The sequence below is a fragment of the Paraburkholderia mimosarum LMG 23256 = NBRC 106338 genome (assembly GCF_000739815.1).
Lineage (GTDB): Bacteria > Pseudomonadota > Gammaproteobacteria > Burkholderiales > Burkholderiaceae > Paraburkholderia > Paraburkholderia mimosarum.
On sequence record NZ_BBJJ01000009.1, the window covers coordinates 1 to 15,928 of the forward strand.

Consider the following 15,928-nt stretch of genomic DNA (forward strand, 5'->3'; position numbering starts at 1 on the left):
TGCTAAGGCCGATAGGCACACCGAAGATTCAAGTGGTGCTGGCTATCAGCGCCGCTGGGCTCATGATAGGTGCGTACATGATTCCGTTGTCGGCATTTTCGGCACCCGTTGTATTCAGCATGCTCATCGCGTCTCTGATTACGGATTCCGGACCGCTCGCTTCTTTGCTGCAAACGCGCCCGTTGCAATATCTCGGCAGGATTTCGTACGCCATGTACCTCAGTCACGCCGTATTTGCCTTGCCGCTCGTGGCGTGGCTTCTGCATGGGAATTATGTATTCGCCTATCAGCTTACCGGCGCCGCGGCGTTCCTGCTCGCATCCTTTGCGCTCACTCACTTTATGCATGAATACGTGGAAATCCCTTGCCGGGAAAGGATCTATGCATGGGCAGACTCGCTCACTCGCGACGAGGCGCTGCCGCTTTTGCGTGATTGCCCCGACGACCGTGGCCGTCAAGTAGAAAAACTGACCGGATCATACGTGGTCGATCCATGATCTGGCCGCGGCTCACCGACGCCATGTTGGCGTCTGCATATGAAACGTTTTGATGGTCAGTAGGGTTCGCCGTTAAAGGGGGCTCTCGCGATCGCTCCGCATCTGGGAAAGATCACCTGATCCTGATTGCCGACATTCGATATAAATGCGTACGCGCCTGGAAAGGTATGGCGGCCCGGCGGCACGCGGGCGGCAAACCTATAGGTGGCCTATATAGCCGCCGTGTGTGGGCGCGAAGGCGCGAACGATTTCACACGGGTTGCCGCTGCCGCGGGTCTCGCCATTCCTTCGTACGCGTCGCAACACGCTATCGCAGGGCAAGAGCGGCACGAGGTGCGCGACCCCACGAAAGGAAGGTGCACCCGACTTCCTGGATCGAGCCTTGTGCGGACGGCTTCGGCCTGGCGCGTTCGTCGAACACCACGCCAGTCGTCGTGATGCGCTTCGAGGCCGATAACGATGCGGCGCTCGCACGCATCCAGGCCGACTTCAAGCGCGTAATTCTCGCAGAGAAGCCGGATGCGAAGCTGCCGTTCTGAGGCTTTTGTGTCCCCGTGATCCTGTCTTGAAGCGGACTTTGGAGTAGAGGCAAACGCGGCGTCGAGCGGTCCCACCGCCCGGCGCCGCACCGTTTTTTGCACCCCGAAGTCGGCTCCAGCGTCAAATGCCGGAAACATGTTCGCTGTCACACGCTGTGTTTGACGCCGTTACTTCAAAATGCGTTGCCTGGAGGGTTTCCACTCAAAATAAGAACGATAGGAGGGCGTTTTGCGAACTGCAACCACGAATTGTCTAAGCACGACGCTGCTGACGAGGAATCGGGTCGCTCAATATTGCGCCGCGCTTTTAATCTACCAGATGGTAGCCATGGGACTCTGGGCCGCCGGTTGCTGGGTCTATCGCGTCCATGACGTGCCACCTCTCGGTGTTGATTTTCGTGTCTTCTGGAGCACATCATTCCTGTCGCTGCACAATGGAGCAGACGCCGCGTTTAACCAGTCACTTCTGGATACTGTCGAACGATCAATAGCGCCGCCTAACTTCGGGCCCTGGATATATCCGCCGACGTTCCAGATGGTGATTTACCCCGTTGCTTTACTGCCTTTCCCTGTTTCCTACGCGGTCTTTGCGTGCATAAGCGTTATTGCCGGCGTCCTCACCTGTAAGCTCGCATTGAAGGCCGACTCAGTGCCGTGGCTTTCCGTCGCCGCGTTTCCTGGTGTGTGGATCTGTCTTGTGTACGGCCAAAATTCATTGATCACGCTTGCACTCGCTGCCGGTGCACTGGGTTTGCTCGACAGGCGCCCGGCACTGGCAGGAGTATGTGCTGGCATGCTGGTAATAAAACCGCAGCTTGCAGTTGTGTTTCCGTTACTCTTCCTTTGCGGTCGCCACTATCGAGCGTTCGGCGCCGCCGCGATTACGGCGGTGCTGTTTTGCGTCGCTGGCACAACTGCCTTCGGATTGCAACAATGGCTGAGGTTTGCTGAGGCCGCCTCGTGGTTCCAATCGCAGGTGTTCACGAGCAATGTTGGAAATCTCTGGAATGCCATGCCGACCGTACTAGCGATTAGCCTCCGCTATGGATTCGACTTGAGACTTGCATACGCTATGCATTCGGCCGTTGCCTTGTGTGCATTAATCGTCACGATAAGAATTTGGCTCAGGGAACCAATCTCTCAACTCGGAAACGCCTCGGCAGTCGTTACTGCCATACTGATCCAGCCTTACCTCGTTTACTACGATCTTGCATGGCTATTGATACCGATAATTTGCTTGTGCAACGACTTTAGGAGACGCGGGGGCGGTGCGCTTTGGCAGTATGCGCTTATCGCATTGGCGTGGGCGATCTTATTGCCGTCGTTCCTGAAAATCCTCTATTTCCCCAACCTTCCATGCGGTGCATTTCTCCTTCCGATTCTGTTCGGCCTGTTGGTGCTCATCGCATTACGGGCGCGTGTGAAGCCCAACAACGTAGTCTCCTATCCTGGGCATACCATGAGGGGTGTGACTTGAGCGGATTGCGGAAATGGACCCCGACAGAAGCGGGCCCCTCGGCGCCCACCACGGCAGTGTGGGTTCGCGAACGATTTCACACCGGTTGCGGCTGCCACGGCTCTCGCGATTGCTTCATACTCGTAGCTACACGCTAACGCGAGGCACGAGCGTCACGAGGTGCGCCGCCCTACGAAAGGAAGGGGCGCCCCGACCTCCTGCCTCGAGCCTCGTACATTTCCGGGAGCGACGCAGTATGCCGCGCATCGTCAGATTTGGTATCGCTGGGCTCATCGCGACCGGCGTTCATGTTCTGATCGCCTGGTCGGTGTTCAGCTGGCTGGTTCGCGACTCCACAGTCGCTAACGTTGCGGCGTTCCTCATTGCCAATATCGTCTCCTATCTGCTGCAGACGCTGTGGAGCTTCTCCTCCCGTCCGACCGTGGCGCGCTTCCTGCGCTTTGCCACGGTCTCGATCGCGGGTTTTCTGGCCGCGACGCTGATTCCCTTGCTCTGCGGGCGGCAGACGATCTGGCTACCTACCTTTGCCGTCGTCATTTGCATTCCTGCACTGTCCTATTTTCTCCATGCCCGATGGACCTATCAGGCAGCCTGACCATGCACGACGACATTGTTCAGTCCCACATCCAGCCGCCGGGTAGAGCGCCTGTCTGGCTCGACGCCCAACGTATCCGCGCCTACGCGGCTTTCGTGCTGTTGGTGAACATCGGATACCTTTCTCTGCGAATATGGTTCGGATCAATCGACCCGATGCCCAACGTCAGTCCACCAGGCTGGGATTTCGCCGTTTTCTGGAGCGCTTCCTGGCTCGCGTTGCACGGGCCGGCAGTCAATGCGTTCGACACCGCCCTTCTCGAGCCGATTGCTTTGCCGCTTCAGAATATGCTGCCGTCCGCATTCGTGACCCCGTGGACCTATCCGCCTACGTTCCTCCTGGTCATGCTTCCGGCTGCGTTGTTGCCGTTTACGGTCTCGTATCTGGCGTATGGACTGGCCGGAATCGCCTTCGCGTTCAAGGCATGCAGATCCATCCTGCCGCCGGTAAGAGACTGGTCATGGTGGCTGCCGGTCGCCGCTTTTCCCGCCATCTGGGTCGCGGCCGCCTCCGGGCAGAACTCATTTCTGACCTTTGGACTCCTGGGTCTCGGCCTCGCTTGTCTCGAGAGGCGGCCGTGGATCGCTGGAATGCTCTTCGGCTTGCTTGCCATCAAGCCGCAACTGGGGCTCATGATCCCTGTCGCGCTGCTGTTTGGCAGGCACTGGCGCGCGTTCGCTTCGGCGGCGCTGACCGTCGGCGTTTTTTGTGCGCTCGCGGCGCTGGTGCTCGGATTTGCGACGTTCGCACGATTCGCCGAGGCGTTGCCTGCTTTTAACCACTTCGTCATTGAGTATTCGGACCGCTGGCCGCGTGGGATTGCGACGGCGTTCGGCGCCGCACGTCATTTCGGCGCGGCTGTGCCGACAGCGTATCTACTCCATGCGGTCGTGGCGGTACCCGCTGTGAGTGCCGTTGCCTGGCTTTGGTCCGTGCGCGCGTCGTTCGAATTGCGGGCGTCGGCGCTTGTGCTGGCGACATTGCTGGTGCCGACCTATCTGATGCCCTACGACCTGCTCCTGTTGGGCTTGCCGATCCTGTGGCTCGTGCGGGACGGTGGCCGCAATGGGTGGATTCGGGGCGACGGCGTTGTGCTGGTGAGCGCGTGGATCTCGCCGATTGTCACTTATTCGCCGGGAGAGTGGGCGGCGAGCATCTACGTGCCGCTCATCGTCATGGCGCTGCTGCTGGTCGTCGTGAGGCGCTATATGGCCCTGCGGGCGGTGCCCGCAAACGCGTGGGCCGGTATGGTTGCGGTCCCCGGGCACGGCGGCTCGCGCTGAATCGATCAGTCAAGTCCGCGCCGCTTTCTGCGTGTGTATCCAATACCCGGTGTGCCCCTGCGTAAGTTTGCAGTGCCTCGCGTGGTAGCGAGAAGCATGCGCCAAAACCGGAACACCAATGCGGCTGCGATGACCCGTTCGCCGTGTATTCGGCGCTTCCTGGTCGTAGCTCCCGGCTAGCCTCGCAGCACGTGGCGACTGCGAGGCGCACCGCTTCCCCAGGCCGCGCCCGCGCGTGCCGTATATGAACGGCGAAGCCGCGGGCGAAGATGGCAGCGAGGAGCACTTCATCCGACAGTGGATATCTGCCATGCGCCCAGTGCGTTGATCAGTGCCGCTCTTCCATTGGCTGGCGTGGCGGCTTCCAGCGGCCTACGCCGTCGCAGGCTACGACGCGTTATCGATCTGGAAAACACCTGCCAATCCCAGCCGATCTCATTTGCCGTCTCAGCTCACGCGCGCCCGCCACTGATATCGGAGGGGCAGCAAAACGATGGCATGCCCATTAGACCGGCGAAAAACCATCCTCGCTTCCGCGCGGATTTGCACAGTCACTAACGGGCATTCGCTCATTGCTACGGTGCGCCTTCTGCACAGGAGTAAGCGCCAGGATCAAGGCGACAATCCAGCCGAGCACCGACCATCCGAACAGCACGTTAAGCCGCTTGATGGCACCACGCTTATGGTGCACACGCCGGAAAGCGATGATCGACGGAACGAAATATAGCAACACCAGCATGACAAGAAGTCCGCCGGCATCGCTGAGTGCGTGCGCGGGCCCGGTGCTCGATTCATAATCAGACATGTTGCCCCCCCGTAAGTTAGCGCAACCGTGAGATCACGCGCCGCGCCGCATGGTGCCTATTGGCTGTACATCAGTCTGTAAGCAATCCGATTTCGAGGCCAACCGGCTAACTGAATTTATATTCGCCAGCCCCGGCTTGATCAATGCGTTGCCAGACAAAGTGAGACACGCGACTCGCCTAATGCCGGTCGTCCCCAACGACGAGGGACGAAGAAAAACTCCAGTCCAGATCATTCGATTCACTGCGTGCCTCGTCGCTGGCAATCGCCACGACACGCATCGCGAAATGCAGCACATTGAACGCGGACCTTGAACGTCTCGTTGTCATCGGCCGGCGGCTCGTACCTGCGACGCACCACGCCATTGCACCAGATCCAGTTGCGCGCTATTGGTATGGGCACGGGCATCTGCACGCTCCACCGGCAGCACGCTGACCTTGGCACTCGAGCCGTAGCGTCGGCGCACGAGGTAGACGGGCCGCTCCTTTGATTCGTCGTAAATGCGCCCGATGTATTCGCCGATGACACCGATGCCGGCCAACTGAATTCCACTCATGAACAACACGAGGGAAACCAGGGAAGCATAGCCGGGGACTGGGTTGCCAAACAGCAATGTGCGCCCGACCATGAACGTACCGTAGCCGAATGCGAGGGCAGCTATCGCGCAACCAATATACGTCCAGATTCTCAACGGTACAGTGCTGAAGCTCGTAATACCTTCCAGTGCGAAATTCCACAGGCGCCATCCCGAGAACTTCGTTTTGCCCGCACTGCGCGGCGTGCGTTCATAGTCGATCGTCACCGTGTTGAATCCGACCCATGCGAACAAGCCCTTCATGAACCGGTGCCGTTCGGGAAGACTGCACAGCGCATCGACCACCTGGCGATCCATGAGTCTGAAGTCGCCGACGTTCTCAGGGATTTTCAATTCCGACAGTGCGTTGTGAACGCGGTAGAACAGCGCCGCGGTCGTACGCTTTAAAAAGGAATCGCAGGCGCGGTCGGCACGCCGGGCGAGCACGACTTCAGCGCCGCGCTGCCATCGCGCGATCATCTCCGGGATCAACGAGGGCGGATCCTGCAGGTCTGCGTCGATCACGACGACAGCGTCTCCGCACGCTTCATGCAGGCCCGAAGTGAGTGCCGCCTCCTTGCCGAAATTGCGCGTCAGGTCGACGACCTTGATGCGTCTGTCGCTCTGGCTTGCGAGGACCAGCTTTTCGAGCGTGGCGTCGCGGCTGCCGTCGTTGACGCAGACGATCTCAAAGCGCACCGAGGCGATCGACTCCATCGTCGCGACGATCTGCTCGAAAAACATTCCCACGCCGTCCTCCTCATTGTAAAACGGAGCGACGATCGAGATGAGGGGTGACTCAAGCGCGAATCCCACGCGGCGTGCGTCCCGGCCGATAGGCGTGTCCATGATGTCTTCTCCCTTTTACGACAAGGCTGCAATGGTGGGAACTGCCTGCGCGCGTCGCTCGCGCGCGATCTGCGCGATCAGCATCCAGAGCGTGGCAATCGAGATGAGCGGGGTAAACGGAACATGCGAATGGGAAACGAGCGTGAGCCCGGCTATGGGGGCGAGCCAGAGTACGGCCAGCCATTCGCGCTGTCCGCGTTGAAAACCGTGCTCTCTGGCGTGATAAACCACCCATGCGATCAGGATTCCATACCATGTGAGATCGTAGTCGTAGAGGTATGGGCTCACGAGCATGCTTGCGCACACGAGCACCGCGGCGCGCAGCCCGAAGGCGCTGGGTCGTCCCCACGCGTAGCAGACCGCGGCGACGGCGCACAGCGCGGATATGGCCTGTGCACCGCCGGCGAGCGCGGTGGGAGCATGGAGCAGTTTGAGCGCTCCGAACAGCGTGGGCACGCGAAACAGATGCGCCCGACCCGTTTCGACGAAGCTGTTTGCGACACCCATGTTATGAACGAAGGCGACTAGCGTTTCGCTGCCGAAAGCCAGCACCGAGATCGCCAGCCAGATCAGCGAGCCCGCGATCATCGCACCCAGCGCGCGCCATGATCGCGAAGCGAGCAGCGCGAGCGGAATGAGCACGCACAGTTGTGGCTTCATGGCGACGAGAGCAAAGCACAGGCCGGCGAGTATCGGGCGATTGCGCAGCAGGACCAGTCCGAGCCCGACCAGTGATGCCGTGAGCAACCCGTTCTGGCCGGCGGTCAGCACGAGCGCGGATCCCGGGAAGGCGATTGCGATCAGGGCCGTGCCTGGGTACGGGGCGATCGTCTTGACCACTTTGACGAAGAGAGCGAGCGTGCCGAAGAGGAAGATTGGTGCGGAGAGGGTGAACGGCAGCAGTGCGAGCGGATAGACGAACAGCAGGAACGTCGGCGGGTAAAGCCACGGAAGCACGCCGACGGGGCGGCCGGCGGCATATTCCTCGACGGGCTTCAGGATGGCGAAATTATATGCATCCACCGCATGTCCCTGCAGTGCGAGGTGCGAGGCGCTCCAGAACGGCAGGCAGTCCACCGCCAGTACGCTGAGCTGGGGATCCCTCAGCCACACCAGGTGATAGACATAGGCCACCGCGACGCAAAGATAGTAAGCAAGCGCGGCCAGCGGGTAGACCCACAGGCGTTGGCCGCCCAACCAGTGCGAGTGGGTCTGTGTGTCGCCGCGAGGCTGAGCAAGTGCAGCCCTGAGCGTGCTCGTGGACTCACGAAAAATCGTCTGATTCATGATGGGTCGCTCGCCTGGAGGAGTGGGTCGATGCGTGCGCGGCGGAGCACCGCGAGCAGCATGAGAAGCAGGATCACGGGTCCGATTTGCGGCAGCCTGAGAATCTGGTTGATGAATTCGAACACCGGCAGGAGCCAGACGAGGAGCAGCACTGGCTGCTCGCCGCGTAGCCACCCGCGCCGCAGTCCGGTCGCGAGCAACCCTGCGCATGACAAACCGAGCCACGTCAGTTCGTAATGCCAAACATAGGGTGTGACAATCAGGGTCGCGGTGCCGAGCGCGGCAGCCCGTAGGGCAGTGTCGCGCGTCGAGCGCCAAATGGTCCATGCGCCGCAAGCAGCGATGAGCGCAACCGCTCCATGCGTCAATTCCGCCGCGGCTAGCGACGCGCCAATGAGTCGCAGCGACGCGAAAACAGATGGAGAGGCGAGCCAGAAGCGGACATCGTGTTCGAGAATGAGCTCACGTGCCATCCCGATGTTCCCGGCAAACTGCCCAAGCGAAGGCGACCCGAAGAGCACCACGCTTGCGATCAAAAAAAGTGCGGCCGTCAGAGCGGCATATCCAAACACTTTCCATTCACGTGCTGCAATCAGAACGAGTGGGAAGAGGATGCCGAGTTGCGGCTTGATCACGAGCATTCCGATGCAAATCCCCGCGACCGCGGGACGCCGGTCTATCGACGCGATCGCAAATGCGGCGAGCGCGGCAGTAATCAGGGCGTTTTGCCCGAAGATGGCACACACCATCGCGCATGGCATGGCGAGCACGACGTAGCGAGCCGCCGCACTGCCAAGCGGTCCCTGTGCGAGCCCGGACACGCGAACGGTTGCACAGACGAACGCGCAAGCGCTCGCGCTGAGGAAAACGAAATAAGCGAGCGGAAGCGGCAACAGCGCGAGTGGCGTGACGAACAACAGAAACGTGGGGGGGTAAAGCCAAGGGATAAACGCACTTCTCGGCAAGCCACCTGTCACTTCGGCCACGGTCCGGGAGAACGCCGAGTAGTCGAAAACGGTGGAAGCCTGACCTTGCAGGACTGCGTGGCTGGCCGACCAGAACACAAGCAGGTCGGAGCCCGGTCGCCAGCCCCCTGAGGTGGAAAAGCCATGCGTCACCCATGCCCAGAGCGCCACGAAGCCAATGCCGATCACGAGCATGGTGCTGCTGTAAGCAATGAGTCTCCCGCGCGAAAGCCAGGAGCACGCAGTCGGCTGCACGCGCGTGCCATCCCGCTCAAGTGGTCCCATCTTTGTAGTCCCCGTTGAATCTTTTCAGTTGGCAGCATTGCCGCCTATTTCTTTGCCCCCGTCCACGCAGGAAGTCCGGTCCAGGGGACTGCCTGCGTGTTGCCCCAATTATTGAGAGATGGCGGCATCGGGAGCAATGCCGACTGCATTGCCAGCGTTCGCGAGCCAACACTTTCGTGTGACAACATTATTAATTAAGAAATTGCAGAAAAAAGATGCGAGCCGTAGCGCACCGAAAACGTGCGCCTCATCGGACAGATAGTGTTTTCTCGGCAAGCAGTCCTTGAGCGGTAAAGCGCCCGCTTGGCGTACGTAGAACTTGGCTAGAAACGGGTTGATTTATCAATCAATCACGAATTGCACCTCTACCCACTGACGAACGATCGTTTAGAACGAAGGTTGTATCTATGCCGCAAAAGATGGGGTTCAGAAGTAGGGAAGCGATTTGGACAGGAAAGACCGTCGTGGTGAGCGGAGACTTAAGTAGTGGATCAAGCACGCTTACTGGCGAGCATGGCCCGGCGTTTTAAGCGAGCTAGACCACATGCAGCGTGTCAATTTTCCCGATTTGGTGTGTTGTGACACATGAAATCGTTGCGCGTGTGGCAAAGCGCACAAAGTCATCGATTTGACACGCGTAGAACTGCGCCTGTGACTGCAGCACTGAACCGGTGACGTAGTCCACGCACCCTCAAAACCACATGGAACGGGGGTTAACCATGTACTTATCCATTTGGAGATCAAAAAATGCAAAAGATCATCGCTCAGGCAAAGACCTTCGCGCGTGACGAAAACGGCATCACGGCTCTCGAGTACGGGATGCTCGCAGGCCTGATCACAGTGCTGATCATTGCAAGCATCGCATCGATCGGCTCGACGCTGAAGAATGTCTTTTCCGACGTTGCTACCGCGATCTGACTGCTGCGCGCGCGAGTGGGTGTGAATGCGCAAGCCACACACCGCGCTGCGCGGCCGAAGTCACTTCGTGGAGTTTTCGGATGTCGTTCAACCAGTCCTCAATGCCACACGGACCGGGACTGACCAGATTCACATTACTGGAGATCAAAAATGCAAAAGATCATCGCTCAGGTAAAGACCTTCGCTCGTGACGAAAACGGTATTACGGCTCTTGAGTACGGGATGCTCGCAGGGCTGATCACGGTGCTGATCATCGCGAGCATCGCATCGATTGGGTCCACGCTAAAGAACGTCTTCTCCGATGTTGCTACGGCGATCTAACTGCTGGAGGGGCGAGTGAGCACGTAACCCAGTTGCCACTCGCCCAATGCAGCCAAAAGCCGGAACGTTCGAGGACAGCAATGGAGTGTGCTCCGTCCTCTAGTACTAGTACCAGCCGGACCAGGAGCAACCCCACTCATCTAACCGGAGTTCAAAAAAATGCAAAAGATCATCGCTTACGCAAAGACCTTCGCTCGTGATGAAGAAGGCATCACGGCGCTCGAGTACGGGATGCTCGCGGCGCTCATCACGGTGCTGATCATGGCAAGCATCGCATCAATCGGTACGACGCTCCAAAGCGTCTTCTCCGACATTATCACTGCGCTCTGATCGTGCGCTGACTAGCGTGTCATAACACGGCGGGTATCGCCCGGGGGGGACAAATGGATTTCACAATACTTTCTGTTGACTTGCCGCCGCAACCGGTTCCGCTGTGCGTGATCGTGCTGGCAATCCTCGCGGCCAGCACGGACATCGTCAGCCGCCGGATTCCGAACCGGCTGATCGCGCTCGGGCTCGTCTCCGCGCTGTTGGTCCAGATGGCACTGCGTGGCGTTCTTCCGGGCTGCGCGACGTGGCTCGGCGGCGCAGTCACCGGGTTCGCCCTTTTGCTGCCGTTCTATCTTCTGCGCGGCATGGCGGCCGGTGACGTCAAGTTGCTGATGATGCTGGGCGCCTGGCTTGGAGCGGCGGTGACGGTCGACATCGCAGTGAACACCTTCATCATCGGCGGAGTGTGGTCATTAGGGGTTGCACTGATGCGTGGGAAGTTGGGCCGCCTTATGGGCAACGTCGCAGCGTTGCTGGCGGGAGCGGGACGCGCCGCGCGAATGGCAGGCGTCACGCCAGGCGAGGCGAGGGAATCGGTGGGATCGATTCCGTATGGTGTCGCGATCGCGGCGGGAACCGTTGCAGTGCTGTTCACGGCGGTGGGCTAAAGGCGCTGAGCGCAACGCAGTGGGATCAGGAGCGTGCCCCGAGGTGACCTAAGGGGTGCGCGAGAAGAAGGCAGTACTGGGGATTGAGGGTTGCCGGCGCGACTTTGCCTGGCCGGTGCCCGCGGAACAAGGTTCACGTATTCGTTCCGTCGATCATATGTTTTCTCGAAAGGATACGGGGGATGTCATGAAAAACAGCCGCGCGTTCGTCATGCTCGCGATTGCTCTGCTGGCCGGGCTGGCCGCAGTGGTGTTCGCTTCCAAATGGTTGATCCAGACGTCGTCGGGCGCCACGGTACCAGTTGCCGTCGCATCGGACGATATCAACCTCGGTCAGCCGATCAATGAGGCAATGATCCGAACGGTCAGCTGGCCAAAGGATAGCCTCCCTCCTGGAACGTTCGCTGTACCAAAGGATCTGGACGGAAGAGTGGTCCGCGCAAGCCTCACGCGTGGCGAGCCGGTGCTCGAGTCGAAGCTCGCCCCCGTGGGCACGAAAGGGGGGCTCTCCGCCGTGATCGGCGAGGGACATCGGGCAATCACGGTCCGGGTGAACGACGTGGTGGGCGTCGCGGGCTTCGCGTTGCCGGGCAACTACGTGGACGTGATCGTCAACACGCAGGAGCCCGAGAAGAAGGCCGATACCCAGCAGCAGAGCATCTCGAAGATCGTGCTCGAAAAGATTCTGGTGCTGGCGGTAGCGCAGCAGGTCAATCGCGACGATACGGCGCCCAAGGTGGTGAACGCGGTGACCCTGGAAGTCACGCCCGAGCAGGCGGAGAAACTCGATCTCGCGCGCAGCGTGGGCACGCTCTCACTCGTACTGCGCAACCAGGTGGATGACAACAAGCTGCTAACCGAGGGCGTCACAAAAGAAACCCTGCTGGGCAGGCAAGTGCCGCCCCCCGTGCCGCTGCCGGAACCGGCGCACCCGGTGCGAGTGAAGTATGCCGAGCGTGCAGTGAAGCGCAACTGCATCGGCGTGCTTTCGGGCGTGACCGGCAGTCAGGAATGTTTCTGAAAAAAGCAGAACGGTAGCCTGAGCCCGGCGACGACCATCTGGGCAGAGGGCGAGTGAGCGGCGTAGCCGCCATTAAAACGCAGGTAAGCACGGGGTATAACGATATGGATACCAAAGTAAACGTGGGGTCCACGGGGGCCTGCAACGGCGTTCGTCCGTGGCGTGTCGCAACGCTTGCCTGGGTGTGCGCCGGGCTGATGACTTCGACACCGGGCTGGGCACAGCAGTCAAACGGGAATGCAGCGCAGGACAAGGCAGCCGCAAGCGCTTCGGTTCCAATGGGCAAGGGCCCCGTGCAGATGACGATCAGCATGGGGCCGGCGCAAGGCAGCGGCGCGCCGCCCAAAGCCGTGGCGGGACCGCTGCGCGGACCGAACTGCGTGGGGCCCGTTCGCAACGAGAGCAACGTGGTCGTGCCACTTGGCAAGTCGACGCTCGTGCCGATCGACGAACCCGTGCGCAACCGCACGCTCGGCAATCCGGAGGTCGCCCAGGCAACGATGGTATCGCCGCAAACACTCTACGTCGTCGGCCAGGCGGTAGGGACCACCAACATGATCATCCAGGGCAAGAGCGGCGCATGTCAGTTGATCGATGTGATCGTCAGCGCCGACGCTGGCGGCCTCCAGGCCGCGCTTACGCAACTCATGCCGCAAGAGCGCGACATCCACGTTTCGACCGCAGCCGACAACATCGTGCTCGCGGGCCATGTGTCGAGTGCGCAGGCAGCCCAGCAGGTCGTGGAAATTGCCAAGGTGTTCGGCGTGAGCGGCGCTCAGGGCAATAACGGCGCGCACACGGGCGGCGTGATCAACATGCTCAGCGTCGACTCGCCGCAGCAGGTCATGCTCGAAGTGAAGGTCGCCGAAGTCAGCAAGACGCTGATCGATCAACTCGGCTCGGCCGTCAATATCCAGGGCGGCTTCGGGTCCTGGACGGGCGCACTCGTGAGCAACCTGCTTGCCGGCGTCTCGAGCGCATTCGGTTTCTCGAAGGCGAACAACCTCCCGCTCAAGTTCGCCATCGACGCGCAGAAGACCGACAACCTCGTGAAGATCCTGGCGGAGCCCAACCTCGTCACCATCAGCGGTCAGGAAGCCACCTTCCTCGCCGGCGGGAAGATCTACATTCCGGTGCCGCAAAGCGGCGGCGGCAATACCGCCACCGCGATCACGCTGCAGGAGGAGGAATTCGGCGTGGGGCTCAAGTTCACGCCTACGGTGCTCAACGGCGGGCGCATCAACCTCAAGGTCGCGCCGGAAGTCTCGGAGCTCTCGCCCACGGGCGTCACGTTGAGCGCGTCGAACACGAGCGGCGTGAGCATCCTGCCGCTCATCACGACGCGGCGTGCTTCCACCACGGTACAGATGCACGATGGCGAGTCGTTCGCGATCGGCGGGCTCATCAGCAACAACATTACTGGCTCGCTCAAGGCGGTGCCAGGCCTCGGTGAAATCCCGGTGCTAGGCGCGCTGCTCAGGAGCACCTCGTTCCAGCAGGACCGCTCGGAGCTCATCTTCATCATCACGCCGCACCTCGTGAAGCCGGTGGCGGACATCGCGCAACTGCAGATGCCCACGGACAGCTTCTCGCGAGCCAACGAGGCCGACGTGTACGCAACGGGCAACATGGAAGGCCGCGCCAATCGCAACCAGGGACGATTTGCGCCCACCGCGCCGGCGCCTGCCGGTACGGAGGCCGTGCCGGCCGCTCCCGCCTCGATGCCCGTTGCGCCGGGCGCACCCGCCACGCCGGCTGCGCAGCCCGCGCCGCAGGTCTCTTCCAGGCGCGAGCCGACGGCTCCGACTGGGCCGGCAACGACAGGGCCGGTGCCCGCAGAAGCGCTCGCGCAGCCCGTACCCGCGCCGCAGGTGAGCGCGCAGGCCCTCGTGCCTTCGCTTGGCGAGGACAGTGAGGCGCGCGCGCTGCGAATCGAGCGCGAGGCCGCACGGATCGCGTCGAACGAAACCCCCGCTCATTGAAGGCGATCAGGAGGCCAAAATGAAACTCGAAAACTTTGCATTCGTTCGCCGGTTCCTGTTGATCGCGCCGCTTACGGCCGCGCTCGGTGGCTGCATGACCAGCACGCCGATCTGGGACGCGCACTTCGGGCAAGCCGTGCGCTATTCGACACAGGCGCAAATCATCGACCCGGAAGCAGGCAGGCACGGCACTTTGCAGCCGGGCGTGGACGGCAAGTCGGCGGCATCGGCGATGGATCTCTATGACAAGTCCTTCCAGCAGCCGCGGGTGTCGTCGAACCCCTACACGATAGGCGTGAGTGGCGGTGGTGGCGGTGGCCAGTGAGCGGTGTGACGAGCGACTGGCCGGAGAAGGGAACAACAGCGGGGACATACGATCATGATCGACATACTCATTACCTCGACGGACTCAGAGCGGCTTGCGCAGATCATGCGCACGATCGCGGGATGCGGCCCCTACCGCACGACGCGTAGCGTAGGCACGCCGTTCGATCTCGTCGAGCGCGGCGACACGCTCGACGCCTTCGACGTCCTGATCGTCGACGCGCGAGGTTTGCAGGAGGCCCAGTTGCCTTCCGTGAGCGAGCTGTCCCGCCGGTGTGAGCGACTCATGTGCGTCCTGCTGATTCCCGAGGCGTCGCCCGACGAGCTCATTGCGGCAATGCGCGCGGGCTTTCGCGACGTGGTCACGGGGCCGCTGGACGGCCGCACGATAGGAGAGGCGTTGCAGCGCGCGATCGGCCAGCGCGCGCAAGGCAGCGCGCGTGCGTCGCGCATCGTCTCGTTCATGTCGTGCAAGGGCGGCGTGGGCACGAGTTTCATCGCGGCGAACGTGGCGCATATCGTCTCGCAGACGCAGAACTGTCGCGTGCTGCTGATCGACCTGAACCAGCTCTATGCGGACGCGGCGTTCCTCGTGACAGCGGAGACGCCGCCCTCGACGCTTCCGCAGCTGTGTGCCGAAGTTGACCGCATGGACGTGGCGCTGTTCGAAGCGAGTGTGATGCACGCTGCCGCGAACTTCGACATCCTCGCTGGCGCGGGCGACCCGATCAAGGCGAGCGAGATGCGCCAGGACCGGCTCGAATGGGTGCTCGGCGTCGCCGCACCGCGCTACGACTGCGTGATCCTCGATCTCGGCCAGACGATCAACCCGCTTTCCATGGTGGCGCTCGATCGCAGTGACGAGATCCACATCGTCTTGCAGGCGAGCATGCCGCATCTCCAGGCGGGACGCCGCCTGCAGGAAATATTGCAGTCGCTCGGCTACGGGCCCGAGCGACTGCGCCTCATTCTCAACCGGCAGACGCGTCACGGCGAGCGCGTGCGCGAGGCCGCCGGTACCGTGCTCGGCATGAAGCCGTTCCTCGTCATTCCCGACGACGCACGGACCGTCGCCGAAGCCGTCAATCAGGGTGTGCCGATTGCCACGGCGGCGCCCAGCGGCGCAGTGACGCGCAGCTTGCGCACGCTGGCGTCGAGCGTTGCGCCCCGGAACACGGCTGACGCGAACGCGCGGGGCAAGGGCGAATCGCTGTTCGCGCGAATGCTCGGTCGCCAGGCGCCCGCCAAACTCGGTTTGATGTAAAGGAG

General features: G+C 61.3%; 15 protein-coding genes and 2 pseudogenes. 13 read left to right on the forward strand and 4 right to left on the reverse strand.

Annotated features, from left to right (window positions below):
* The 5 genes and pseudogenes from BMI01S_RS09650 to BMI01S_RS09670 all read left to right on the forward strand — a co-directional run.
* Positions 1–497: pseudogene (locus BMI01S_RS09650) on the forward strand (hypothetical protein); the annotation flags it as partial.
* A 389-nt stretch (positions 498–886) separates the two neighbouring features.
* Positions 887–1,036 (forward strand): annotated as a pseudogene (locus BMI01S_RS09655) (phosphomannomutase/phosphoglucomutase); the annotation flags it as partial.
* Positions 1,037–1,364: 328 nt separating this feature from the next.
* Positions 1,365–2,513, forward strand: a complete 1,149-nt coding sequence (locus BMI01S_RS38875; RefSeq protein WP_161635522.1) for a glycosyltransferase family 87 protein — start codon at positions 1,365–1,367, stop codon at positions 2,511–2,513.
* A 235-nt stretch (positions 2,514–2,748) separates the two neighbouring features.
* Positions 2,749–3,108, forward strand: a complete 360-nt coding sequence (locus BMI01S_RS41890) for a GtrA family protein (RefSeq protein ID WP_028230530.1) — start codon at positions 2,749–2,751, stop codon at positions 3,106–3,108.
* A 2-nt stretch (positions 3,109–3,110) separates the two neighbouring features.
* Positions 3,111–4,391 (forward strand): glycosyltransferase family 87 protein, encoded by a 1,281-nt coding sequence (locus tag BMI01S_RS09670; RefSeq protein ID WP_051381377.1) that lies wholly within the window; start codon positions 3,111–3,113, stop codon positions 4,389–4,391.
* A gap of 505 nt (positions 4,392–4,896) precedes the next feature.
* Here the strand turns inward: BMI01S_RS09670 and BMI01S_RS38575 are convergent.
* The 4 genes from BMI01S_RS38575 to BMI01S_RS09690 all read right to left on the reverse strand — a co-directional run bounded on the left by BMI01S_RS38575 (position 4,897) and on the right by BMI01S_RS09690 (position 9,155).
* The gene (locus BMI01S_RS38575; RefSeq protein WP_081723366.1) at positions 4,897–5,196 is read right to left on the reverse strand and encodes a superinfection immunity protein; all 300 of its coding nucleotides are present in this window, start codon (positions 5,194–5,196) and stop codon (positions 4,897–4,899) included.
* Between the two features lie 324 nt (positions 5,197–5,520).
* The gene (locus tag BMI01S_RS09680) at positions 5,521–6,618 is read right to left on the reverse strand and encodes a glycosyltransferase family 2 protein (RefSeq protein ID WP_042289028.1); all 1,098 of its coding nucleotides are present in this window, start codon (positions 6,616–6,618) and stop codon (positions 5,521–5,523) included.
* Positions 6,619–6,633: 15 nt separating this feature from the next.
* On the reverse strand, positions 6,634–7,905 hold the full coding sequence (locus tag BMI01S_RS09685; RefSeq protein ID WP_051381378.1) for a glycosyltransferase family 87 protein: 1,272 nt from the start codon (positions 7,903–7,905) through the stop codon (positions 6,634–6,636).
* Positions 7,902–9,155, reverse strand: coding sequence for a glycosyltransferase family 87 protein (locus BMI01S_RS09690; RefSeq protein ID WP_081723367.1), 1,254 nt, complete (start codon positions 9,153–9,155; stop codon positions 7,902–7,904). Before BMI01S_RS09690 ends, BMI01S_RS09685 begins: the two co-directional genes overlap by 4 nt.
* A gap of 747 nt (positions 9,156–9,902) precedes the next feature.
* Between BMI01S_RS09690 and BMI01S_RS38525 the strand changes: the two genes are divergently transcribed.
* The 8 genes from BMI01S_RS38525 (at position 9,903) to BMI01S_RS09715 (ending at position 15,923) form a co-directional block, all read left to right on the forward strand.
* Positions 9,903–10,073: a Flp family type IVb pilin gene (locus tag BMI01S_RS38525; protein WP_062880699.1), complete on the forward strand. Its 171-nt coding sequence runs from the start codon at positions 9,903–9,905 to the stop codon at positions 10,071–10,073.
* A 150-nt stretch (positions 10,074–10,223) separates the two neighbouring features.
* Complete coding sequence (locus tag BMI01S_RS38530) at positions 10,224–10,394, forward strand: Flp family type IVb pilin (protein WP_062880700.1); 171 nt, start codon at positions 10,224–10,226, stop codon at positions 10,392–10,394.
* 159 nt (positions 10,395–10,553) lie between these two features.
* Entirely contained in the window at positions 10,554–10,724 is a 171-nt protein-coding gene (locus BMI01S_RS38535) for a Flp family type IVb pilin (protein WP_062880701.1), read from the forward strand.
* Positions 10,725–10,777: 53 nt separating this feature from the next.
* Positions 10,778–11,332, forward strand: coding sequence for an A24 family peptidase (locus BMI01S_RS09695; protein WP_154671200.1), 555 nt, complete (start codon positions 10,778–10,780; stop codon positions 11,330–11,332).
* A gap of 187 nt (positions 11,333–11,519) precedes the next feature.
* Positions 11,520–12,353, forward strand: a complete 834-nt coding sequence (cpaB, locus tag BMI01S_RS09700; protein WP_028230534.1) for a Flp pilus assembly protein CpaB — start codon at positions 11,520–11,522, stop codon at positions 12,351–12,353.
* A gap of 104 nt (positions 12,354–12,457) precedes the next feature.
* Positions 12,458–14,335, forward strand: coding sequence for a type II and III secretion system protein family protein (locus tag BMI01S_RS09705; protein WP_081723368.1), 1,878 nt, complete (start codon positions 12,458–12,460; stop codon positions 14,333–14,335).
* A 19-nt stretch (positions 14,336–14,354) separates the two neighbouring features.
* The gene (locus BMI01S_RS09710) at positions 14,355–14,660 is read left to right on the forward strand and encodes a hypothetical protein (RefSeq protein ID WP_028230535.1); all 306 of its coding nucleotides are present in this window, start codon (positions 14,355–14,357) and stop codon (positions 14,658–14,660) included.
* Between the two features lie 54 nt (positions 14,661–14,714).
* Positions 14,715–15,923, forward strand: a complete 1,209-nt coding sequence (locus BMI01S_RS09715) for an AAA family ATPase (RefSeq protein ID WP_028230536.1) — start codon at positions 14,715–14,717, stop codon at positions 15,921–15,923.
* Positions 15,924–15,928: the final 5 nt, after the last annotated feature.